Source organism: bacterium (assembly GCA_040753085.1).
GTDB lineage: Bacteria > UBA9089 > JASEGY01 > JASEGY01 > JASEGY01 > JASEGY01.
In genome coordinates this window covers 30,997-54,762 of record JBFMHI010000006.1, presented here as the reverse complement: position 1 = coordinate 54,762, position 23,766 = coordinate 30,997, and the positions used below count along the sequence as shown (strand labels likewise).

At 47.6% G+C, this 23,766-nt stretch carries 16 protein-coding genes; 12 read left to right on the top strand and 4 right to left on the bottom strand.

What is annotated here, in order from left to right:
* Window positions 1–411 precede the first annotated feature (411 nt).
* Window positions 412–1,452 (top strand): glycosyltransferase family 2 protein, encoded by a 1,041-nt coding sequence (locus AB1797_01790; protein ID MEW5766345.1) that lies wholly within the window; start codon window positions 412–414, stop codon window positions 1,450–1,452.
* Window positions 1,453–1,724: 272 nt separating this feature from the next.
* On the opposite strand, the gene AB1797_01785 is transcribed toward AB1797_01790, so the two are convergent.
* Complete coding sequence (locus AB1797_01785) at window positions 1,725–3,284, bottom strand: putative metalloprotease CJM1_0395 family protein (protein MEW5766344.1); 1,560 nt, start codon at window positions 3,282–3,284, stop codon at window positions 1,725–1,727.
* Between the two features lie 322 nt (window positions 3,285–3,606).
* Between AB1797_01785 and AB1797_01780 the strand changes: the two genes are divergently transcribed.
* Window positions 3,607–4,509: an ATP-binding protein gene (locus AB1797_01780; GenBank protein MEW5766343.1), complete on the top strand. Its 903-nt coding sequence runs from the start codon at window positions 3,607–3,609 to the stop codon at window positions 4,507–4,509.
* 126 nt (window positions 4,510–4,635) lie between these two features.
* Here AB1797_01780 and AB1797_01775 read toward each other — a convergent pair whose 3' ends face one another.
* From AB1797_01775 to speD, 3 genes are all read right to left on the bottom strand, one after another.
* Window positions 4,636–4,881 (bottom strand): hypothetical protein, encoded by a 246-nt coding sequence (locus AB1797_01775; protein MEW5766342.1) that lies wholly within the window; start codon window positions 4,879–4,881, stop codon window positions 4,636–4,638.
* A gap of 125 nt (window positions 4,882–5,006) precedes the next feature.
* Window positions 5,007–5,879: an agmatinase gene (gene speB, locus AB1797_01770; protein MEW5766341.1), complete on the bottom strand. Its 873-nt coding sequence runs from the start codon at window positions 5,877–5,879 to the stop codon at window positions 5,007–5,009.
* An 85-nt stretch (window positions 5,880–5,964) separates the two neighbouring features.
* Entirely contained in the window at window positions 5,965–6,393 is a 429-nt protein-coding gene (gene speD, locus AB1797_01765; GenBank protein ID MEW5766340.1) for an adenosylmethionine decarboxylase, read from the bottom strand.
* Between the two features lie 320 nt (window positions 6,394–6,713).
* Here speD and AB1797_01760 point away from each other — a divergent pair, with 320 nt between their 5' ends.
* From AB1797_01760 to AB1797_01715, 10 genes are all read left to right on the top strand, one after another.
* Window positions 6,714–7,904 (top strand): glycosyltransferase family 4 protein, encoded by a 1,191-nt coding sequence (locus tag AB1797_01760; protein ID MEW5766339.1) that lies wholly within the window; start codon window positions 6,714–6,716, stop codon window positions 7,902–7,904.
* Between the two features lies 1 nt (window position 7,905).
* On the top strand, window positions 7,906–8,373 hold the full coding sequence (locus AB1797_01755; protein ID MEW5766338.1) for a hypothetical protein: 468 nt from the start codon (window positions 7,906–7,908) through the stop codon (window positions 8,371–8,373).
* On the top strand, window positions 8,366–8,848 hold the full coding sequence (locus AB1797_01750; protein ID MEW5766337.1) for a metal-dependent hydrolase: 483 nt from the start codon (window positions 8,366–8,368) through the stop codon (window positions 8,846–8,848). Before AB1797_01755 ends, AB1797_01750 begins: the two co-directional genes overlap by 8 nt.
* Complete coding sequence (locus AB1797_01745) at window positions 8,832–9,107, top strand: hypothetical protein (protein ID MEW5766336.1); 276 nt, start codon at window positions 8,832–8,834, stop codon at window positions 9,105–9,107. The genes AB1797_01750 and AB1797_01745 overlap by 17 nt, the downstream gene beginning before the upstream one ends.
* A gap of 78 nt (window positions 9,108–9,185) precedes the next feature.
* Window positions 9,186–9,470 (top strand): hypothetical protein, encoded by a 285-nt coding sequence (locus AB1797_01740; protein MEW5766335.1) that lies wholly within the window; start codon window positions 9,186–9,188, stop codon window positions 9,468–9,470.
* 118 nt (window positions 9,471–9,588) lie between these two features.
* Window positions 9,589–11,028 (top strand): radical SAM protein, encoded by a 1,440-nt coding sequence (locus tag AB1797_01735; protein ID MEW5766334.1) that lies wholly within the window; start codon window positions 9,589–9,591, stop codon window positions 11,026–11,028.
* Window positions 11,029–11,184: 156 nt separating this feature from the next.
* On the top strand, window positions 11,185–12,309 hold the full coding sequence (locus AB1797_01730; GenBank protein MEW5766333.1) for an NAD-dependent epimerase/dehydratase family protein: 1,125 nt from the start codon (window positions 11,185–11,187) through the stop codon (window positions 12,307–12,309).
* Window positions 12,310–13,015: 706 nt separating this feature from the next.
* A complete protein-coding gene (locus AB1797_01725; GenBank protein MEW5766332.1) occupies window positions 13,016–13,225 on the top strand; it encodes a hypothetical protein in 210 nt (69 codons plus the stop codon).
* A gap of 233 nt (window positions 13,226–13,458) precedes the next feature.
* Window positions 13,459–13,584 (top strand): hypothetical protein, encoded by a 126-nt coding sequence (locus AB1797_01720; protein MEW5766331.1) that lies wholly within the window; start codon window positions 13,459–13,461, stop codon window positions 13,582–13,584.
* A 298-nt stretch (window positions 13,585–13,882) separates the two neighbouring features.
* A complete protein-coding gene (locus AB1797_01715) occupies window positions 13,883–23,236 on the top strand; it encodes a right-handed parallel beta-helix repeat-containing protein (GenBank protein ID MEW5766330.1) in 9,354 nt (3,117 codons plus the stop codon).
* Window positions 23,237–23,766: the final 530 nt, after the last annotated feature.

The following is a 23,766-nucleotide window of genomic DNA, read 5'->3' as shown; positions in this document are numbered from 1 at the left end:
AGACAAGGAAAAGACTTTTACCCCCCATAGTTGTGGAGATAATAACGTGATTGAGGCGAGGCATAATGTTCTCCAAACTGTTACCAGTTTTTCAGCCCTTTTTTAGGGGATTTGGGACAATGCCGGACTTTGTTCTCTGGTAGGTTTCATGCTTCTTTGCCTCCTGCTGTTTTTGGGGTTGTGGTTATTGCTTTTAATCCAATTATACCACAGGAGGCAGGAATTTGCAAGTAATTTATTTGCAGTTAATTACATCTCTTGTTTTGGCTGGCCGAGCATTTTCATGAAGGATAACTTTTAACTCTAATTAATCAAGGCTGTTTTGCAGATTCTGGAATTATCAGCAAATGAATTAGATAGAAATTAATAGAGAAGTGATATCCAAGCTGGCAGATATGGAGGACTATCTATATGGCATATTATAAGTTACCGTCTGTTTCCATCATCATCCCCTGTCGAAATGAGGAAAGGTTCATCGGCAAATGCCTTGACTCCATTATTGCCCAGGATTATCCAAAGGACAAACTTGAGGTCTTGGTTGTTGATGGGATGAGTGAGGATGAGACGAAAAAGGGTGTGAGTGAATACTCTCAAAAATATCCCTTCATCAGATTGCTGGAAAACCAGAAGAGAGTTACTCCTGTGGCAATGAATATAGGAATAAAAAATGCAAAGGGTGATCTAATCGTGATGATTAACTCCCATGCCGTTATTGATAGCGATTTTTTAATAAATGGAGTCAAATACCTAAATAAAACCAATGCAGATGCTGTAGGTGGAATGTTGAACACAATAAATGAAGGGGATGATATCGTATCCCGAGCAATTCCTTTTGCGGCAGATTCGATTTTTGGTGCTGGAGGTAAAAGATACAGAAGTAGAACAAATGAAGGTTTTGTTTCGGACACTCTCCCATATTGTCTCTATAAGAAAGAAGTGTTTTCCAAAATCGGATTAATTGATGAAGAACTTATCCGTGATCAGGACGAAGAGTTTAACTATCGGTTGATTAAGAACGGTGGAAGGATTTATTTTTCACCATTGATTAAATCGCACCTTCACTTAAGACCTTCATTAAAAAAATTATGGTGTCAGCATTACCAATACGGGTACTTTAAACCCCTTGTAGCTCAAAAAGTAGGAGCAGTACTTACCTGGCGACAGTTAATTCCTAGTGTCTTTGTAGGTAGTTTAATTATGTGTGGAATACTTTCGTTTCTGATAAAACCATTTTTGTGGATATTTCTTTTAATTATCTTAAGTTATTTAACTGCAAATCTGGGGTTTTCCCTTTTGTTATCAGTTAAGAGAGGCTTAAAGCATTTAATGGTTTTACCGATAGCTTTTGTGACGCTTCATCTTAGCTATGGTGTGGGATATTTGAAAGGTATAGTGGATTTTATTGTATTAAAGAAGCATAAAAAGATAGAAGATGTCCCCTTGACAAGGTGAGGAGATAATGCAATACGAAAGTAAAATAAATCGCTCGATGTTCGAGTTTTTTTCTAATGAAGTTGGCATACTTTTGACAATAATTTGATATTAGTTTTTTAAGTAGTTAATAGTAAATAATTTTCTGCCATTAGTTAAAATATCGTAGGGTTTTTCTCCTTCTGTTCTCTGACCTCTGTTCTCTATCTTCTGTCCTCTGCTATCTACTATTTATCCGTGCTAATCCGTGTTAATCCGTGGCTGAATAGTTACAAAAAAACTTGAACATCGAGTTATACGTAAAGGTTAATGTTGCCACCTACTTCTGGTCGAGTCAGCCGGGCATAAGGGGCAAAGCCGCCGTACCCATTATTGGCGTCCTTTGTTTCTGAGGAATTATCAGACTCTTTCTCCTCCGTTATTTGAGACAGAGGCCCATCTTCTTTTTCGTTGTTTGTTATTTCAGTTAGGGGGTTCTCCTCCACTCCTATTTGCAATAAAGAACCGTCTTCTTTTTTGCTTACTATTTCGTTTACAAGGCTTTCAACTCCGGCTGATGTCCTGGTATTCGAAGATTCTTCATCCTCTCTGGAGTTAGAGGTTTTTTTATTGTCTGTTTCCGGCTGAGCAATCTTTTCATTATCATCTTTCTGTTCGATCTGGTGGTTATCATCTACCTTCTGAGTATTCTTGCTCTCTTCTGATTTACTCTCTTCTCCTGCCTCTTTAACTTCCTCTCGCGCCTCTTCGGCCATCTCCCTCCGGGCCTGCATTTCCATTTTGGAAGCCTGAGCGGCTACACTTCTGTCCTGGGATGAAGGGTCTTTTGGGGCTAAAGCCGCCCGCCGGATTACCTGGGCCTTTCGGGCGGTGGCCTCAGGCGTGGATTCAGAAGAGGTGTCGATTGAAACCTCGCCCCCCACCGCATAGCGTTTATTATCCGGCCCCGTTTCATATTCATATTTTGCCCCCCCGCGGATATACTGTCCGCCTGCCGCTATATGGGCTTGCTCATGCTGGAGGACTTCCCGGTCTCTTTGCTTTAACTCCTGAACTTCTTCTTGCTCTTCCTCGGATAAGTCTTGCTCAGATGTTGTCCCTACCTTTTTCTCTTTCTCCTCCTCTTCTTCCTCCTCAGTTTCAGCTTCTTCTGAAGCGGATTCTGATTCTTCAGCCGTGGCTTCAGTCTCATTTCCAATTGCGGATTGCGGATTGCGGATTGCGGATTGCGCACCCACTTCGTGGGTACCCGGGATGGCGGATGGTGAATTGGTCTCTACCCCAGGTTCTTTCCCTGCTAATTCAGGCTCAAAATCATCGCCCGGCAGTTCTTCGATTGCGGATTGCGGATTGCGGATTGCGGATTGTGAATCGGTCTCTACCTCAGGTTCTCTTCCTGCCAATTCAGGCTCAAAATCATCGCCCGGCAGTTCTTCGATTGCGGATTGCGCACCCACTTCGTGGGTACCCGGGATGGCGGATTGCGAATCGGTCTCTACCCCAGGTTTTTTTCCTGCTAATTCAGGCTCAAGATCATCGCCTGGCAGTTCTTCGATTGCGGATTGCGCACCCACTTCGTGGGTACCCGGGATTGCGGATTGCGCACCCACTTCGTGGGTATCCCGGATAGCAGAAGTGTTTGCTTCAGTCTCTTCACCTGGCAACGGCGGTTTGAAATCGGAAGGATGATAGGTGCCTTTCTCTGTCGGCTCTTTAGGACCTTTTTCCCAGCGGTCGATTATTTCTTCTCCTCTGGGAGAAGCATAAGGCTGCGGGATATTTTCTAGAAATGCTTCCCTGCCTAGGAAGGGGGATATTTCATAGTTAGTAGGGTTAATCCCATTTAATGCCATTGACCTACTCCTTTAGATGCGGAAATCCATTTATCTGGTCACTTTTCAAGTTATCGATTTGATATATATTTCGGCAATTTAGAGGCTAATATTTAGCTCTATATTCGATGCTACAGGATGATTGATAGGCATAATCCTGGATTATCTCTCCTTCTTAGCTAAATTTAACTCATTATCTCTGTTTTTCGAGAAACATTCTTCTGAGGCTCCGGCAAAAAGTCCCAAGGGAACAAAAGCCTGGCAATCTCTTGACACCCTGCCTGAATTATGGTATCATCACGTAAATCAGCGTTAATCTGTGTCCTTATTGGGGGTATTTTCGATGAAGAGAAGGCGTAAAATAAAGGTAATGGTAAGATCACGGCTGGCCATACTTCCCGAGTTGATATTATTTATAGTCTTTGGGGTGTGGCTCTTTATCCTCTTCAGTCAGACTAAATCTATATTTACCTTTGTCGGCAGTATTTTCTTAACGGGCGGGCTTTTCGCCTACTTCTGGTATCTTTTGTTCAAGACCAGGCAGGAGGAAGCTGAAGCTCAAGATGATGAGCGAATCAACTATATTAGTCTCATGGGAGGCGGCCTGGTGCATGAGATAAAAAATCCGTTAAACTCTCTCAATATAAATCTTCAGCTGCTCAGGGAAGCACTGAAAAGAACCGGAAGAGAAGAGGGGGAGGCACATAATTTGATTTCTGAAATCCAAGAAGAGCTAATTCGCCTGGATGAAATTCTAACAGAGTTTTTGAGGCTTGCCCGACCACCGGAACTTAGCTTGAAGGAGGAAAACTTGAACTACGTTTTAGAAGAAGTTATCCGATTCGTAGAGCCCGAATGCCTTTGGGCTAAGATTCAAATAAATAAAGCCTTTCAGAATCCACTGCCCCCTGTTCTCCTGGATAAACGACAATTCAAAGGGGCCATCCTCAATCTTATTCTTAACGCCAAAACAGCTATGGATAAGGGAGGGACACTAAGCATGTCTACGGGGAGCAAAAGAAGGGAGGTTTCTCTTACTATATCAGATACTGGTTCTGGTATCCCCAAGGAAAAACAGGCGAGAATATTTGACCTCTTTTATTCCACTAAAGAGGCTGGAACCGGCCTTGGATTACCTATTGTCCAGCGAATCATCCATGACCATAATGGAAAAATCGAGTATCAAAGTGAAGGAGGTAAAGGAACTACCTTTACCATTATTTTACCTGTAGCAGATAAAACCTAAAACTCAAAAAGGGAGTAGAAAGGGGTAACCTTTCTTCCTCCCTTTTTTATGGGTGACACAGGCATCCTGCCTGTGATTTTCATAGACTGGAAGTCTGTGTTACTTGAAGTTTACCTGAAGGGCAGATTATTCGGGGGCTTTTTCTGTTGGTTGGGCTCCCATCTCACCACCCTCAGGGGCATGTTCCACTTCCCCTGCCGGGGCTTCCTCTACGGCCGGGGCCTCCTCTACGGCCGGGGCCTCCTCTACGGCCGGAGTAGTCTCCTCTATGGCCTGTTCTTCAGGGGCGGCAGTTTCTTCAGGCTTAGGCGTGCAGCTAATCAACACACCCACCAGGAAAAAAAGACCTATCCCTAATATGAAACGTTTCATCGTTTCACCTCCTTTATGGTTTTGGTAATATATAACTCCTTATCTTCCCCTATTTTTCTCTCTATCACCTCCTCTCAAATTAGTGGATAGACTGAAGGCTGATCAGGTGAATAGGCTGAAGGCTTTTAGGGACAAAGGCTATATCCTAACACCCGATAAACTAATTTAGCCGCCAGGAAATCCGGAGAAATATCCCCTGGTTGGGGACATAACTCCATTACATCTAATCCAACTATTTCACGGCGGCAGGCTACATCTCTGACTAAATCAATAAGTTGATACCAGGAAAGACCTCCTGGCTCCGGTGTCCCCACCGCTGGCATAACAGAAGGATCCAGGATATCTAAATCAATGCTCAAATAAACCCGCCCTGAAAGAGCGTCAATCAGTTGATTTACCCAGGAAGAGCGTTCCATCATCATTCTTGCCCGATAGGTTTCTATCCCCGACCGGCTGATGTAATCCGCTTCTTCTTTAGATAAACTTCTAAGACCGGCCTGAATAAGAAAAACGCCTTCTTCCCTAATCCTTCTTCCCACACAAGCGTGGCTGTATGGAGTGCCCTGGTAATTATCTCTAAGATCAGCGTGGGCATCTAAAAAGAGAACCGATAAATCATCATATCGCTTTTTAAAGGCCCGAACGGCGCCTAAAGTAATGGAATGTTCTCCCCCAATCATTACCAGGAATTTTCCCGCCTTTAGGTGGCCATCAACCTCTTCTTCTACTACCTTGATCATTGCCGGCGGCCCACTTATTATCGGAATAAGTTCATCCAAGGTAGCAATACCTGCCTGGTAAGTTTCCCTCTCCAGTTCTTCATCAAATAACTCCAGGTTTCTTGAAGCCGTTATGATAGCCCTGGGACCATCTCTTGTCCCTGCCAGGTAAGAAGTCGTTTGATCATAAGGAACAGGGAGAATCACCACCCTCGAAGTCTCATAAGAGGAAAACTGTTTCGGTAGAGCCCCAAAGTTATACGGAAGTTGACACGCCATTAATTAATGAAATAATGAAATCGGTAATCGGTGAGGGGGAAGCAGTAATTGATTACCGATCACTGATCACCCCTTACCTAAACAGTTACTTGGATGCTATCGCCCTTCGTTCTTCTAAATTAATTATCTGAGCCTTTGTTAGATCAAAAGGATAATCACGACCCCGCTCTATAAGGTTCGTCTCCAGACGCTTAATCCCAAAGGTTTCCTTAATAAAAGAAGTCGCTTCCTCCGGATTAAATCGAGTGCAGGAAAATATATCCACACTCAAAAATTTACCTTCCGGAAAAGTATGAATGCTAATATGGCTTTCCGCAATGAGAACAAAACCAGAAAGTCCCCACTTTTCAGGGATCTTACCATAGTACCGAAAAACATAAGGAGGCATAATCTTGGTCATCCCTATTTTGGCTGGAAATTCATCCAAAACTTGATAAATAAGTTCGAGGTCCTCCAGCTTGGAACGAGGACAATCATAACCATCAATCGTAAGATGTGGGCCCAAAACAGACATCCGAGTCTATCCTCCTTAAGTCGATAGAATTACACCACCACCCCCTGCGTGGATTTAACCAAAGGCCTTCTTTTTTATTAAATGTTAATATACTCATAATATCCCCTCTTGTCAAGAAAAATATGTTTGACAGGAAAAGAATTTTGTGATAAAATATATATATAACGGTAGGAAACTTATTAGAGCCCGTTTCAGGACGGTCAGTTAAGGCCAGGAGACGGGCTATTTTTTATGGGTGGCTGGTTATGGGTAGTCTCGGGTAGTCTAATCGGCTTTTATTATCCACCAAACAACCAGACACCAGATACCCATTATAAGATATGCAGAAGATCTTGGTGCTGGCTCCTTTTGATATATTCCCGCCTGTTCATGGTGGAAGCACTATAGTTTACAGTTATGCTAAGTATTCCTCAAAACGAAATAAACTCTGCCTTGTTATTACGCACCTTCACTCTCAGGGTGGAGCAGTGGATATTAAAAACGAAAATATTAAGGTCAGTTATTGTCCTTCTTCTTTCTTTGATCGCCTGAGGGTTTTCTCTGTCTTATTTAACCCCTTTTATCTATGGACGGCTTATCAGGCTATGCTTGAACTCAAGGCTGACCTTATTCAATGTGAACCCCTCTGGTCGGCTATATCGGGGATATTTTTGAAGACCATATTTAATCGCCCTCTGGTGCTGATTGAACAAAATGTCGAGTACCTTAAATTCAAAGAGATGGGAGGGCCAATTCATTTTTTATTGGGACGAATAATAAAGGTAGTCGAACATCTGGCTTGTTGGAAGGCTGACAAGATTATTGTTTTATCTGAAGTAGATAAAGATCAGTTAGGCCGGCTTTATCACCTCCCAGAAGATAAATTAAAAGTCATTAGTCCGTGTATTGATCTGGATAATATTAAATGTCGGGAGGGCGCCCCGGAAAAAGTAAGGATAAAATACGGACTTGAGCCTCATACGCCTCTTTTGGCTTTTATGGGTAACCTTAAATACGGACCCAATATTGAGGCGGTGGAACATATTGCCAACACTATATCTCCTCAGGTCATTAAAAAATACCCGGAGGCAAAATTCATCATTATTGGTCAGGGGGGGGACAACCTCAAGAAATATCAAAGACCGGGCTTAATATTTGCTGGTTATTTGGAAAGACCCGATCTATTGGCCCATCTGGCTGCTTCTGATATTGTGCTTGTCCCTATTACTACGGGCTCAGGCGTGAGGATCAAGATATTTGAAGCGGCTGCCTCCGGCAAATCTATTGTCTCCACCCAAAAAGGGGTAGAAGGACTATCTTTTATTCATGGAGAAGAAATATACATCAGCCAAGGGGTAGACAGTGATTTTATCCAGGGCATTTTTGAGTTACTGGAAAACGATGATCTGAGAAAGTCAATGGGGGAAAAAGCCAGGGCGCGAACTGAATCTGATTATGGCTGGGAGAGAAGAATGCAGGACTTTGAAGAGGTGTATGAGGAATTGCGGAGGGCGGATTCTCTGGAGCACTAAAGTGTTTTCGAATAAAAATCGAGGGTTGAAAATTTCTTTTCTTAGCGGACTCATCGTGCTGGGTTGTTTATATGGATGGCAAGCCCGTCCTAAATGTGAAACATGGTTCCAGGACGGTTTAGCCGAACCAGAACGGTTTGACGGAAAAGAGGTAGTGGCTTTTACTAAGAAGGTCAAATTTTTAAGGAAAGATGGCTTTCAATTAAAGGATGGGAAAGATGAAATACCGGTAAGGGGTCAAATACCAGGCCTTAAAGAGGGAGATTACCTCAGCCTTACCGCTATCTTTCATCGTGAGGGATATCTGGAGCTTAAGCGCTTCCATATCCATCACGGCCGGCAACTCAAACGGGTAGTTTCCCTGCCCCCCTTTTTATTGATCCTGATTCTCTTTTTCAAGCAATACCACTTCGATTGGAAACGAAAGGTCTTTGTCCCACGAAATCGAAATAAATCTGAAGATGCCTGATCTGGTCACCCACAGCGGGGTAGCTTATCTTATTTATAGATTATTGGTGAAGAGAGGATACTTGATTATCTTCCTGGTAGGGACAATCTTGCCTGATGTTATTACCCGTATTCCTTTCTTTCTGCTTGAATCCAAATTTTATTGGCTGTTTCATCCCCTTCATACCCCTGGTGGAATCACTTTAGTCTGCCTGTGGTTAAGCTATTTCTTTGAGGAGGACGAGCGTAAAACAATTTTTATTAGCCTGTGGTTAGGAAGTATCTTACACCTGGGGATGGATCTTCTCCAGTATGGAATTATATCCCAACATCTTTTACTTTTCCCCTTTTCTCTAAGAAGGTATGAAATCGGTCTTTTTTCATCGGAGGCGAGTATGTATACTATCCCACTCTGGGTGGGCCTGATAGTGGTGGTGGAATGGGCTCTCCGAAACCCAGGACGGTTAAGGAGGATTGAGCATGCCAGTCATAACTGATCAGGCTATTGTTTTGGAGCATATCAATGTTATTGAGAGAAAGCTGGAAGATATCCATTCTGATCTCAAAACCCAGAATATATTTATCTCGAGCTTAGGAAACGAGCGATTGATTTTAAAGCAACCCCTCTTAGTCCAGGTAGCGGAAGATGAAGGTGGTTATATAGCTCATTATCACGACGTTGAAACAGTTGGTTTTGGCGATAACGTTTCTGAGGCCTTAAATAACTTAAGAGAATATAGTAGAATTATATTTTGATCTAAAGGAAGATCCTGACAATCTGGGGCCACTACCTAAAAAATGGCTTATTAGCCTAAAGGAGTTAATCGCTGAAAGATGAGTAGAATTTACCTTAAGCAGGAGGTGGTAGCCGTCCTTGAAAACAAGTTGGCTATAAACTTTCGGGTTACAAAAGAGGTAAATGGATGGTTTGTCTACGAAGGGAAAAAGATAGGGAGAGTAACTATCCCAAAGGGACAAGGAGAGCTAAGAAAAGGCACTCAATCTTCAATTGTTAATCAACTTAAGCTGACAAACAAGCTATTTTCTCAGTTAATAGAATGCCCCTTGGGTTGCGAAGAATATATGCAGATTCTGAAAGAAAAACAGTTACTCCCTTGAACTTGCAATTAAACAAAAAGTAGGGGGAGGTAAGCTAAATCGTAGATAACTGCTTTAACTATAAATAGTTAAGAAAAAAATTTTGATAATACCATTAATTATACGAGGAGGATAAGAAATGAAGGTTTTAGTAACCAATCCACCCTGGCCAGGGCCTGGCTATGGGCTTAGATCAGATGTGCGGTGGCCGCATCGGAGAAAAGATAAGTTTATTGAGTATCCGACTTATCTGGCTTATGTCTGTGCTATTCTTAAGAAGGTCGGCATAGATGTGGTCTTTGTCGACGGAATCGTGGAGGAGCTTTCCATTGACGATTTTGCCGAACGGGTTCAACAGATAAGGCCGGATATGATGGTGATGGAGTGTTCCACGCCTTCTATTGATTACGATCTATTAACCGCCAGGACCGTCAAACAAAAATCTCCGAACACCTTTATACTTCTGGTGGGTTCTCATCCGACTGTCTTTCATGAACAAATTATGAAAGATCATGAATCAGTTGGGGGTATTTGTCGAGGTGAATTTGACTACACGGTAAGAGATGCGGCTCTGGCCATAGCCAATAAGGGGGGGTTGGGCAAGGTTCCTGGGTTAACCTATCGAGAGAATGGCCGGATCAAGATAAACGAAAATAGAGCCTTGATCGAAAATTTGGACGAAATTCCCTTTCCTGATCGAAATCTGGTCCGCATCCCTAACTATGTTTCGGCCCATTATTCTGGCAAGAATGCTACCTTTATTATCAGTTCACGTGGCTGTCCTTATGGTTGTATCTTCTGTCTCTGGCCCCGCACCTTATATGGCCGAAAGACACGATTTAGAAGCCCGGAGAATGTAATAGAAGAGATTGCTCAACTGAAAGGTGATTTTGGGGTAGAGGAGCTTTATTTTGACGATGATTGTTTGGTCCAGGATAGAGAGCGGTTGATTAAAATATGTAAGCTCATGATAAATAAGGGATTAACCCTGAAATGGTTCTGTCAGGCCAGGGTTACGGTAGACGAAGAAATGTTGAGGTATATGAAGGAGTCTGGCTGTCATACTATCTTCTTTGGGGTTGAATCCGGTGACCCGGAGATGCTTAAGCGGATGAAAAAGGGAATTACCCTGGATCAGGTGAGAAATGCCTTTAAGCTCGCCAGGAAATTAGGGATAAAGGCTCAGGCCTTCTTTATGTTCGGCCTGCCTGGCGAGACCGAAGAATCCCGGCAGAAAACAATTGAGTTTGCCAAGGAAATTAAGCCTTATTCAGCTCAGTTTGCCACCGCTGTGCCTCATCCGGGGACAGTTTTGTATGATATGTGTATGAAAAAAGGCTGGCTCAAGTTTGATTCCTGGGAAGATTTTGATGCCTGTAATTTCCTGATCGAAACCCCGGAATTCAACCGGAAGGTCATTGAACAAGCCAGAGCAAAGGCCTATCGGAGTTTTTATCTGAGGCCGGGTTACATGCTTCAAACCGCCTTGACTATCAAAGACTGGCCTGAAGCGAAGCGGGTCATAAATAGTGGCCTGAGCATTCTTAATCGGTTGCGCCTTTTTAAAGAGGCCAACTAATCGATGGCAGATGGCGGATGGCGGAATGTAACTACTTAGCCACAAAGCCACTAAGGTTAGTGGCTGAGTAGTTACGGTGGTATTAAATGACCAGCCACGGCACCAAAATCCGAAATCCGCCATCCGAATTCCGAAATCTAAAGGGGGAGGTTGGAGATGAGTTGTAAGATTCTTGTTACTGGCGGGGCAGGCTTTATTGGTTCTCATTTGGTTGATGCTCTTATAGGGACGGGACATCAGGTCAGGATATTTGATAACCTTGACCCTCAAGTTCATGGCCCTGAACAGAAATTGCCGGAATATCTGAACCCTGAAGCCGAATTCATCAGAGGAGATGTGCGAGATCGCCGGGCGTTATTACAAGCTATCGAAGGGTGCGAAATCATTTTCCATGAGGCGGCGGCAGTCGGAGTCGGCCAGTCGATGTATGAAATCCAGCACTATATGGAAGCTAACACCCTGGGCACAGCTATCCTCTGGGATATTTTGGTTAATGAATCCAACTCGGTAAGAAAGGTTTTGATTGCCTCTTCTATGTCAAATTATGGTGAAGGAGAATATCAATGTGACCGTTGTGGAGTGGTCTATCCAAAGTTGAGAACGAAAGACCAATTAAAGAAAAAAGCCTGGGAGATGCAATGCCCTGAGTGCGAAGGCGTAGTGGAAGCCATCCCCACTACTGAAGCTAAACCCCTCTATCCCACCTCGGTTTATGCCATCTCCAAAAAGGACCAGGAGGAACTAAGCCTAATCCTGGGGCGAGCTTATAATATTCCTACTGTCGCCCTTCGTTATTTTAATGTCTACGGTCCCCGGCAGGCCCTATCTAATCCCTATACCGGGGTGGCCGCCATTTTTTCTTCCAGGATACTCAACGGCCATCCACCGGTCATTTTTGAGGATGGTCTACAGAGCAGAGATTTTATTCATGTGAGTGACATAGTCGCCGCTAATCTCCTGGCTATGGAGGCTGAAAAAGCCAATTTTGAGATACTTAATGTGGGGACCGGTAGAAGGTTGACGGTGTTAGATATGGCTAATATCCTGCTAAAAGACCTTAATCGCACCGACTTAAGGCCCGAGATAACCTCTAAATTTCGAGAGGGAGATATTCGGCACTGTTATGCTGATATTACAAAAATTCAAGGCTTGGGCTTTGAGCCTAAAGTGCCTTTTGAAGAAGGGGTAGCCGATTTAACCCGATGGGTTAAAAATCAGACAGCCGTAGATATCTTTGAACACGCCAGGAGCGAGCTAAATAAAAAAGGGTTGGTGAAATAAAGATTGGTCATTAGTCAGTTGTCCGTGGTCAGTCATCCGTGAGTGGGTGCTGAGTTTGGTCTTTTCACCACGGACAGCGGATAACTGACTAATAATTTTTTTACCGTCACAACTACTTACAAAATATAGACTTGGTTCACAACCACCCCCAGTTAAATTTTTTTTTCATTTTTTTAAAGATTTTTCTTGACATTTCAAAGGAAATGTGTTAACCTGACTTCATAGTTGAAATATAGTAGTCAGAAAAAAGAGATTTAGACTATAGACAACATAGTAAAAATCGTAGATATAAGCCAGTTTAATTAAAGCATAATCAAAGCAAATAACCAAGGAAGGTAGTCTGAATTTTAGGTAGGTAAGAAAGGGACCTATTATCAGAGGGTTTACCTCCCGATGGTAATAGGTCTTTTTTGTTTGGGTAGAGTTTCTCTACCCCCCTTAGCAAAGAATTAGTTTAGCATAGAGAATTAAGCATGAGAAGATAAATTTCCTCTAAAAAATTAGTAGAGCCTAAAAATCCAGATCCTTTTACAAGACGCTAATTCAATAAAGCCAAAAAACAGCTTAAACAAAGTAATATCATATCAAATCACCAAGGATGGTTGCCCGAAGTTAGTTACTTTGAAAGTAACCAACTAAGACTTCAGTACAGCCTAAGGAGAAGAGAATAAGGCAGCTTCTCTTTTTCAATATGTGCTGCAAGTTAATGAGACGGCGTGAAAAGACCTATTATCAGGGCATTCCCCTGGGTGATAGGTCTTTTTTTATTTGGGTGGTCTGGTGTCTGGTAGTCGGAACAAGAGGTCACCAGACACTAAGCTCCTATACACCTGGTAACCAGCGTAGGGGCGAAAAATTTTTCACCCCTACTGGCGGAGAAGGCAAATGTTGGGGGGGCAATACTATAACTCTTTAATCTTAGGGAGCAGAGAGAGTCGGTAGATATGCGGCAATAAGACCCATCCCGTTCGTCTCTCTACTCCCTACCCCCAATAATTAATAATTATCGTAACCGTTCAGCCACCAAGGCACGAAGGGGAAATTATTGATGAATTTAGTCTCTTTGTGTTTTCGTGGTAAAAAGGAGGCTGGTTTTTTAATCAATTTTAATGTGCTACTTATTATTAAAAGTATGGAACCGTTCAGCACATGATGCTGGATGCTCGATCCTCGATGCTGGTAAAGGATTCAGTATCCAGGATCGAGCATCCAGAATCGAGGATCGAGGTTGTGTCTTTGTGCCTTAGTGGCTTTGTGGCTGAACAATATATTTAAAGTAACTACTCAGCCACCACATATTGATTTTGAAGCTTACAGAACACAATATATTGTGGTTCGTCTCCTTTTATAGGTTGCATAGAAAGCCGTTTTTTAGGAATTTTAGCTAACTTTTAAACACCTAAACACAATATGTTGTGGTTTCGCTAGGTAAGGCTACTATATAGAGGCTGAGTAGTTACTATTTAAACTACGTAAAGGTAAGGGAATGACCGCGCGTTCTCTTTGACCTGAGTAGTTTATATATTTTTTTCCGGGAGGGGAAACAAATCCTAAATACAGGGAGGTTATTTAAATGAAGAAAGATGTACTAAAAATGGTGATGGTAGTGTTAGCCACCCTGGCTGTGTTGGGGACAGCCATGGTGGGCACGGGGTATGCCCTGTCCTTGACCAGTCCCATTAACGGGATTGACACCTGGGACGCTACCCCATCTTTGACCTGGTACTGGAACGGGCCTGATACGGCTCAACAGTTTATTGTCCAGGTCGATGAGCGGAATGACTTTCTTTATCCGTTAGAATTCGAGGTTAATCTCCTTTTTGACAGCATAGGGGATTATGGTTTAAATGTGTCTGGTGGTGGTTTTGGAGGTCCGGGGGTAACACATTCCTTTAACATACCCGACAGCCTGGCCCTGGACTGTGTACCGGAAGGTGAAATCACCAGGTACTACTGGCGGGTCATTGTGGATGAGGACACCAAGAGCAACCTGGGCTGGTTTGACATAGTCCCACCGGTGCTGCAGTATCCTTTAAATGGGTTTGATGTTTACAGCGCCACGCCTGACCTAGTATTCGGCGCGGCCGAGAACCTGTCCGACAGCAGCGCCAATGATGTGATTGACAGTTGGGCCATTTGGATAGATAAAGATCCAGGTTTTGCGGAGCGGACAGAATTCAATCCGGATGGCTCCACGGAACAATGGCCGAAGATTGTCACTACCGCCGACAGTCAGGCCATCTGGGGACTTGATCCCACCCAGGGGTTCTATGCCGTTGACACCGGCTCCTTTAACCTCAAGAACGGAACTTACTACTGGCGGGTGATGGGTTATTCTGATGAGGGGGCGGGTGGTTCTGGGAGGCCTTACACCAACTGGAGCACCACCTGGTCCTTCACTATCCGGCCGGTGGACCTGCGGTCTCTTATCGACGGCCTCACTACCAATTCACCTCAGCCTACCTTCTGCTGGGATGCCAGGGTGGGCATTCCTTATGAGGGTGTGCTGAATGCGCTGGATTTAGCCGCTGGGGGACCCGGCATTACTCAGACAGGTGGCGGAGACGATGCCAGTGACTCTTACATCTTCCAGTTCGGCTGGTTCAATAATGATAACTTTGAGGATGAAAATGAGAGAGAAGGGTCGGGGGTAGATACAGCCGCCCTAAACGCCAATAATCTCCTCATTCAGGCCTGGATACCCGGCACCATAACGTGCTTTACCATTGGGGACACCTATCCGGGCTTAGTCTATGATCAACAGTCCACTGATCTCTTCCAGGCTCTCAACGCCGGTCGTCTACCCGAAGGCACCTACTGGTGGCGGGTTATGTCGGTCAACGCCCATTCCTGGAGTGACTCCACTAACTGGAGTGTCAAGTGGCGGGTCATCGTAGACTTGGAAGACTGTATCCCGCCTGAGGCGCCTATCCTCCAGTCACCGGGCCAGTGCACCACCACCGGCACTAATGGAGGAGACCGGATCAATACGGGTACGCCTACCTTCACCTGGACCGAGGTGGCTGATCCTTCAGGGAGTCAGCCCAGTGACCTGTGGTATGAAATCCAGCTTGATCATGACGAGTCTTTCTCGATTGCTGATTCGGAAGATGTGGAGTACGACCTCTGGATCAGAAATGGTAATGATGCTGCGGCGGCGCCTTCAGAGGTTAGCAGCTTTTTGTTTTCTAATGGTCAGGATGCTAACGGCAATCAGGTAGCTTGGCTTTCTGACCGGACGACTGCCTGGACCGGGGCCGTCTTACCGGACGGCATCTGGTTCTGGCGGGTGAGGGCCCTGGATCCTTCCTGTAACGAGGTGGTAGGCAACTGGAGTGAAATCTGTTACTTTACGGTGGATACCACGGCGCCCGTGGCCAGACTGATCTATCCTGGGGCTGACTCAGAGTTCTGCAGCCGGCAGTTCCATATCAATGACTGCACCCCGACTCTGGAGTGGGTTGACCTGCCGCCTTACGGGGCCAGGCCCAATGGTCTGGATGAGCCGCCAGCCGTGACCTATCAAGTTCGAATCGTCAATAGAAATCTGGGCGTCTATGATAGCACGAATGTGGTTAATCTTCCTAGTAGTGATGCTAATGGGTGGGTCGACGTCGGTGGCGGCGGGACCCAGCATAGCTTTATCACCACGGTCTGTCTGGAGGATTCGGATACCGACGGTGATTTTTATTGGTGGGAGCTGCAGGTAACCGATGATGCGGGCAATACCTGGTCTGACTCCTTTGCCTTTATCGTGGACACCAAAGCGCCGACCACTCCCCAGGACCTGTCTGACACTCCGGATAACGGCGCCTATGTGGCCGATCCGACCCCGACCTTTATCTGGAATGAGGGGGATACCACTTCTCAGACGCACTGGGTAGATTGGAGCGCTACGGCGGCTACATATCTTACCAGTACCGATGACGGCAATCCACCTGAGACCTACGCCTGGGTGATCAGTCACGGCGAGGAGCTTCGCTATGACCTGCAGATTGCGCCCATGGAGACAGGCTGGAGCTCACCCATAGTTGACGTGACTGAGCTGACCCAGCCGACTTATACGGCAGCCTTAGCCGATGGCAACTATATGTGGCGGGTGCGGGCCAGGGACTGTGCCGGCAACATCAGTCCATGGAAGACGCAGGTCTTTATCATTGACACCATCCCGCCCTGCACACCTGAGCTGCTCTCTCCATCCAACGGGATCGCCCTGCCCGATACGACTCCCTTATTTGACTGGGCTGATGTGACCGACCCCAATATTATCAGCTACAATATTCAGGTTGATACCGAATCAAGCTTTACGGCTCCCCTGGTTATTGATCAGTGGAACACCGGGACGCCGCCGGTCTCCAGCTATCAAACGGCTGATTCAGAGGCCCTGGATAACCGGGTAATCTATTACTGGCGGGTAACTGCCTATGATAAGGCCGGCAACCAGTGCGCCAGCCAGGTCTGGAGCTTCAATCCGGAAATGGAGGCCCCAGCCGATCCGGTTCTCTTATCGCCTTTTGGCTGTGTCAGCTACCGGGACGAGGGATATGCGGTGGAGCCGGATATTTCACCCAGCGTCTTTTCAGGCACCGGCGGTCCACTCAGCCGGCCCTTCAGCCGAACCAGGCCGACCTTCTATTGGGAGGATACCGATACCCAGCAGCGGACCATATCTTACATCTTCGAGTTGGTCAAGGCCAAAGATGCCGGGGACCCGGACTTTATCGACCCGGACGTCTCTGTCTCTGGTCTGACCGAGTCCCAGTATACCCTGCCACCGGCTTATGAGCTGAATGAGGGGCACTACTACTGGCGGGTCATTGCCGTTGACGATGCCGGCAACAGAAGTAACGGCGGGAATATGATGGTCTTTACCGTGGACCTGACGCCGCCGGATATGCCCAACTATTCCTCACCGGATGACGCCATCATCTTCAACGATGACACCCCCACCTTAGACTGGGATGAGCCAGAGGCTTACGACCTGAGGTATCAGCTCCAGATCGATGATGATGCTGATTTCTCTTCACCTATTCTGGACATAAACGACTTTGAGTCACAATTGGTAGGCGGAGATAACCCCTTAGACGGCAGCACGACCGGTTATATCCACGGCAGTCAAATGACGGTCACGCCGGCCCTGCCGGAAGGAACCTATTATTGGCGAGTGCGGGCGATGGACTGTGCCGGCAACATCTCCGAGTGGAGCCATACCAGTCCTTACCGGAGATTCACCATTGACACCACGGCCCCGGACGCCCCTAATCTGATCTCACCAGAAGATTTCTACATTACCAATGATATTACGCCCACGATGACCTGGGAGCAGGTGGTTGATTCCAAGACTTACCACTCTTCAGAGCTGTCAGGCAACTTCCTTAACTCAGACTACTGCGATAAGGTTTACTACCTCATCCAGATCGAGAGCGATAATGACCTGACCACAGCGGATCATTCCAATAATGGCGACATCTTTGATGAGACCATTGAATATTCCAATGATCCGAGAGACCCTCACGATGTCTATCATCCGGAGATGTTCCAGGTCTTAGATGGCCGTATGACCTTTACGCCAACTATTCTGCCTAGTATCGGGGCCGGCAAGACCTTCTACTGGCGGGTGACGGCCATTGACTGTGCCGAGAATGAGTCCACCTGGTCAGAGATCCGGGCCATCAGGATCGATCCGCACGTAGATTCATGTCCGAGCCTGGTTTCACCGGATGACGGCACCTATACCAACGATGACACCCCCTTCTTTGACTGGTCGGATGAGGGGTCAGCCTACGAGGATGAGGGCACCGGGCCGAGCATAGACAAAATCACCTATAATATTCAGATTGACAACAACATCGACTTTGCCTCACCCGAGGTAGATGAGTGGACCAAGGTCTCCAGCTATGTGCCGACCGTGGCCCTAAGAGACGGCACTTACTATTGGAGAGTCGGTGGTGTGGATGAGGCCGGCAACCGCTGCTGCAAGACCGGCTGGTCGACCGATGTCTGGGAGATTCATATTGATACTCGGATTGCCGACTGTTTTGTGAGCTGCAAGTCAGTGAGACTGGTCACACCGGCGGACGGTCAGTGCGTCAATGATGCCACCCCTATCTTTGACTGGGATCCAATGGGCGATCCTTCCGCCCCCATCGTCTACACCCTGCAGGTAAGCGACGACATCAAGTTCACTGATCCTCTGGAGATAAACATCAGCGAGCTACCCTTTGAGCCGCTGATGGAATTCCGGACCAACGGGGTTCCCAGCATTCAGAATATCGCCAACAGCCGCTGGCCGATTGATCAGGATGGCAACGGCCGATTCAACATCACCGAAGCCGACTATCAGGCCTACAATGGCCAATTTGGCGGCCGGTTTGAGGGGGCCCTGGCCGGCTTGAACGCCTTCCCTGAAGGTATCTACTACTGGCGGGTCAAGGCCTTTGATCAGGCGACTAATTCCACCAACTGGAGCACCCCCAATCGATTTGAGGTCGACCTCAAATCGCCGGCCACGCCGACCCTGATCCACCCGGCTAAGGTAAGTAAGGTAGTGGGTGATATGACGCCCAGTCCGGTGACGGATTCGACCCCCATCTTCGAGTGGACGGCCACGCCGGATGCGACTTACTATATCTTCCAGATGGACCGTGATTCTGATTTCTCCTCGCCTGAGGTAAACGTAAAGGTTCTGGATCAAGGTTATTCCACGGTAGAATACACCCTGCCCAATGAGTATGCCATGCTGATGGGTGAGGTCTACTACTGGCGAGTAGCGGCCGTTGACTGCGGCGGCAACCAGTCGGCCTTCACCGGCGCCTGGTCGGTCAAAAAGTCAGCCACCTATGTCAACCGCATCCTGGACGATGTGCCGCCTTATGATGACCGCATCTATCAAGAAGATACGGTCTGGTCTCTCTCCAATTCACCTTACATCATTGAGGACCTGGTTCAGGTTCAGCCGGGCGTGACCCTGACGGTGGAGCCGGGCGTAGAAGTTCTCTTCCGACCATTCTCCACTCTGACCGATCCTAACCAGCCGCCTGAGCTGGTCATCCAGGGAACCTTAGTAGCGGCCGGGCGGGCGCCGTCTCCGGAAGGCACCATCCCCGAGCTGCGGATCACCTTCAGCACCTGGACCAGACCAGACGGCCAGGTCTATTACCCGCAGGCCGGTGATTGGCAGCGGATCAAATTTGAAGAGACCTCGGAGGGCTCCATCATAAGCTATGCGGATATCCGCTACGGCGGCTGGTATGCTGACGGCCTGGGCGAGTATCACCGGGGCAACATCGAGGTCTACGGCAGTGATGTGGTCATCGACCATATCAGGAGCACTAACTCGGCTGCCTACGGCATACTTTACAGCGGTGACAAGACGGCCGATATGACCAATGATCCTGAGCCGGCCATGAATCCGACCTTGACTAATTCAGAATTCACCGACAACCGGTTGGACGGGGCCGACTTCAAGCTGGATGACGGCCGCATCACCATTGACAACTGCGAATTTGCTCGCAACGGCCGTTGGGGCATCCTCAATGAGGGCAACTACTACGTGGGCAACCACACCGACTTAGTGGTGACCAACTGTGATATACACGACAATGGAGTTAGGCCGACTGATGTGGATGGAGCCGGCGGCGGTATCTACTCCACCGCCACCGCCTCTGAGACCATCACCGACAACCTCATCCAGGACAATGACGGCTGGGCCATCATCAAAGGACAGAACCGACTGGGAGATTGTGTGGGCGGTTACATCATCAAGGACAACCTGATCAAGGGCAACAACCATAATGCCATCTGGATCGATGCCACCAACCACTGCACGGATACGGTCTGGTATGCCAACTACGCCGTGGCTGGCACCAGTTGGAACTATAATGACTTAGTGCCCTATTTTGTCCAGCGGGTTATCGTAGAGGAAGACGTCACCCTGACCATTATGCCTGGTAACGTCATCAAGTTCGATGAGACCAAGCCCAAGTCCGAAGGGGCCGGTCTGGAGATCAGAGGCAGACTGATTGCCGACGGCGATCCGGGCGGCGACCTGCATGCCTTTGACATCATTGAGCCGGGCCAGAACTGCTGCCCGCCCTTTGAGCGGACCATCCGCCCCTCCGACTGGAGCGAAAACTTCATCGTCTTCACTTCCTATTTTGACGATGACTTTGGCGGAAACACCAACTGCGATGGTCAATCCGAGGCCAGGGTAGCCGATGACGGCGATTGGCAGGGCATCCTCTTTAGGGATCAATCCCGAGATGATTCCCTCATCAACCGGTCTATCATCCTCTACTCTGAGGATGGGGTAGAGCTGCACAATGCCTCACCGACCATCACCAGCAACAAGATCGCTTACAACACCTACCGGGCTATTGCGGTGAGAAATAACTCTGATCCGCTGATCGAGTGGAACCATCTGACTTACAATGATTCCTACTCCCCGGACGATGACTTCACCTACACCGATGATCCGACGGGCCACATAGCCGGGACTATTGCCACCTTCTGTTGGGAGGAAGCCGAGCCGATTATCAGGCATAACCTGATTAACTACAATCGCAACTATGCCATCGGCATTACGGCCAATAATGCCTATCTGATTACGGACAACGAGATCTTCGGCAATCAGTATGATGCCATTAAGGTCTGCGGCGATATTACTAGGCCGGCGGTTGAAGCTGAAGTAGTGGAAGCCGGCCCGGCTTTAGCCCCGAGCGCTCAGGGGACGCCGTCGGTTACCTGGCATGAAACAGATGCTCCTTTCTATATCCCTGATGGACTGACCGTAACCAACGGCGCCTTCTGGGCCATTGACCCCGGTGTTACCATCAAGGTGAGGGGTTCTATTTACCTGAATGATAATGCTAGGATCAGGGCGGTCGGCACCACCGGCCAGGGGCAGATCATCTTCACCTCTTACCGGGATGACAACTATGGCGGAGACACTAACGCTGATGAGGATTATATGGAAGCCACGATCGGTGACTGGGGCGGCATCGCCTTTAACGACGCTACCACCAGCGGCGAGCTGGAGGAGGTAGTGATTAAGTATGCGGCGGTCGGGGTTGACTGTGCGGCTAATGCGCCGAGTATCAAGCGGGCCAATTTCATCTGGAACGGCATTGGCGTAAAATGCACCCTGGGCGCCTCGCCGGCTATTACCCAATCAGTCTTCACGGAAAACGCCGAATACGGCATTTACACCAGCACCGGTTCCAATCCTCTTATCGGCGGGAGTGAAGAAGATATGAATGAGTTCCTGAGTAATGCCAACTACGCCGTTTACAACTCGGATGAAGATGTGCTGATCAACGCCAAATATAACTGGTGGGGAGACGCCACTGGTCCGGCGGATAAATCCAAGACCAGACCTTATTACAACCTCAATGGTCTGGGAGATAGGGTAAGCGACTATGTTGACTACAAGCCCTGGAGCAAAGAGGGACATACGCCGATAGCCGAGGCCGGAGCCGACATGACGGTGGAGGCCAACACCACGGTCATCCTGGACGGCTCCAAGAGCTATGACCTGGATAAGAACGATGTCCTGGCCTATGTCTGGACCCAGACAGCCGGTCCGGAGACGGTTATCCTTGACCAGGTGGAGCATCCGACCTTTGTGCCCAACTATGTAGGTGATTATACCTTCCAACTGGTGGTGATTGATCCCAGCGGGAGGACCTCGCATCCTGATGCAGTCACTATCCACGTGGTCTCCTCTACTACCCAAGTGAAGCTTAGACTGGGTAAGGAGGTCTATGAGCAGCGTCCTGGCCAGACCTTTGAGCTTAACGTATATGTGGGCGATGACTTCCATAAGGGCAAAGATATTTACGGTGTGGCCTTTACCCTGAACTTCACCCGGTCAGACATCCTGGATTACGTGTCGGCTACGCCTGGCAAATACCTCGATTCTGATCCGAACAAGCTGGTCTTGATTGAGAATCACGAAGATGTGGCCAAGGTAGACGAGGCGGCCGGCAAGATCGAGATCGGTATCAGCCGCAAGAAAGGGATACACGGCACAGGCGTGACAGGTTATGATGAGAGCGAGGCCCTGGTGAAGATAACCTTCAAGCTGGCTGAAGAGCCGGCCTGTCAGGTGGGCGACCTGATCGACCTGAGCTTCTCTGATGTAGAAGTCAGAAACAGCGCCAATGAACCCGTAGGCGTGAAGATGACCTCGGCCCAGATCAGGGTCATTGCAGGCAACATCTACAACCTGGTTATCTGGCCTGGTGATACCAACAACGATGGTTATGTGGATGCCAAGGACATCCTGCCGATAGGCATGTATTGGAAGGTGTCGGGCAAACCGAGAGCCAGCGCCACCACCCAGTGGATTGGCCAGTCAATGATCGGCTGGTCTACGGTAGCGGCCACTTATGCCGATGCCAATGGTGACGGCGTAGTGGATGCCAAAGACGTGCTCTCGGTGGGTCTCAACTGGCACCAGAGCCATACCGTAATCACGGCGGCGCCGATAGCGGCGGCTTCAGAAGAAAGAATAGATTACGCCGCCTATTTAGAGGCCTTCCGGGATATGTACGAAGCCCTGGGAGATGGCAACAGCGAACTGAAGCAAGTCCTGGCGGATTATATCAGCCTGGGTATGGGGGCGATGGTACCGACTAAGACCATGCTGGGTCAGAACTATCCTAACCCGATGAATCCGGAGACCTTCCTGCCCTTCAGTCTGAGCCAGGAGGCCGGGGTAACGGTCAACATCTTTGACCTCTCTGGCCGGTTGGTTCGGAGCCTGGACTTAGGTGTGCTTACAGCCGGAAGCTATATCTCTAAAGACCGGGCTGCTTACTGGGATGGCAAAGATAACAGCGGTCAGGAAGTAGCCAGCGGTATCTACTTCTACCAGCTCAAGGCCGGTTCCTTCGAGGCTACCAGAAAGATGATTGTAGTAAAATAGGTGAACGGGAAGAGGCAACGCACAAGGCGGGAGAGAAAAAAGCCGGTTAAAACGGAGGCGGAAGAAAGCAGGTAGAAGTTAAGATAAGGGTCGGATGGATGGTTCTCTGGCGCTCCATCCGACCCGGAAAAATAAACGGGTAGTCGGGGTCTGGTGTGTCTGATAGTCGGAACATTAGGTCACCAGACACTAAACTCCCAGACACCCGGTAGCCAGAGTAGGGGCGAAAAATTTTTCGCCCCTACCGGGTCGGTATTCGCAGTCACAAGGCCAATGTATCTACGGTAATAGAGACCTTAGGAGGGTCTTTATGTAGCCATCACTCTTTTATTAAAAAGGGTGGTGGCTATCTTTTTACCGTTGGCTCTCGATAAGAAAGGTAGGGGCGAATGATTATTCGCCCCTACCTGTTGGACTTAGCCAGTTTCTCTTTCAATTCAGCTATTCTGATCATATCTGAACGTATAGAAGCCATAATAAACCGTAACCGTTCAGCCACTGATTGACACGGATTAGCACGGATAAATAAT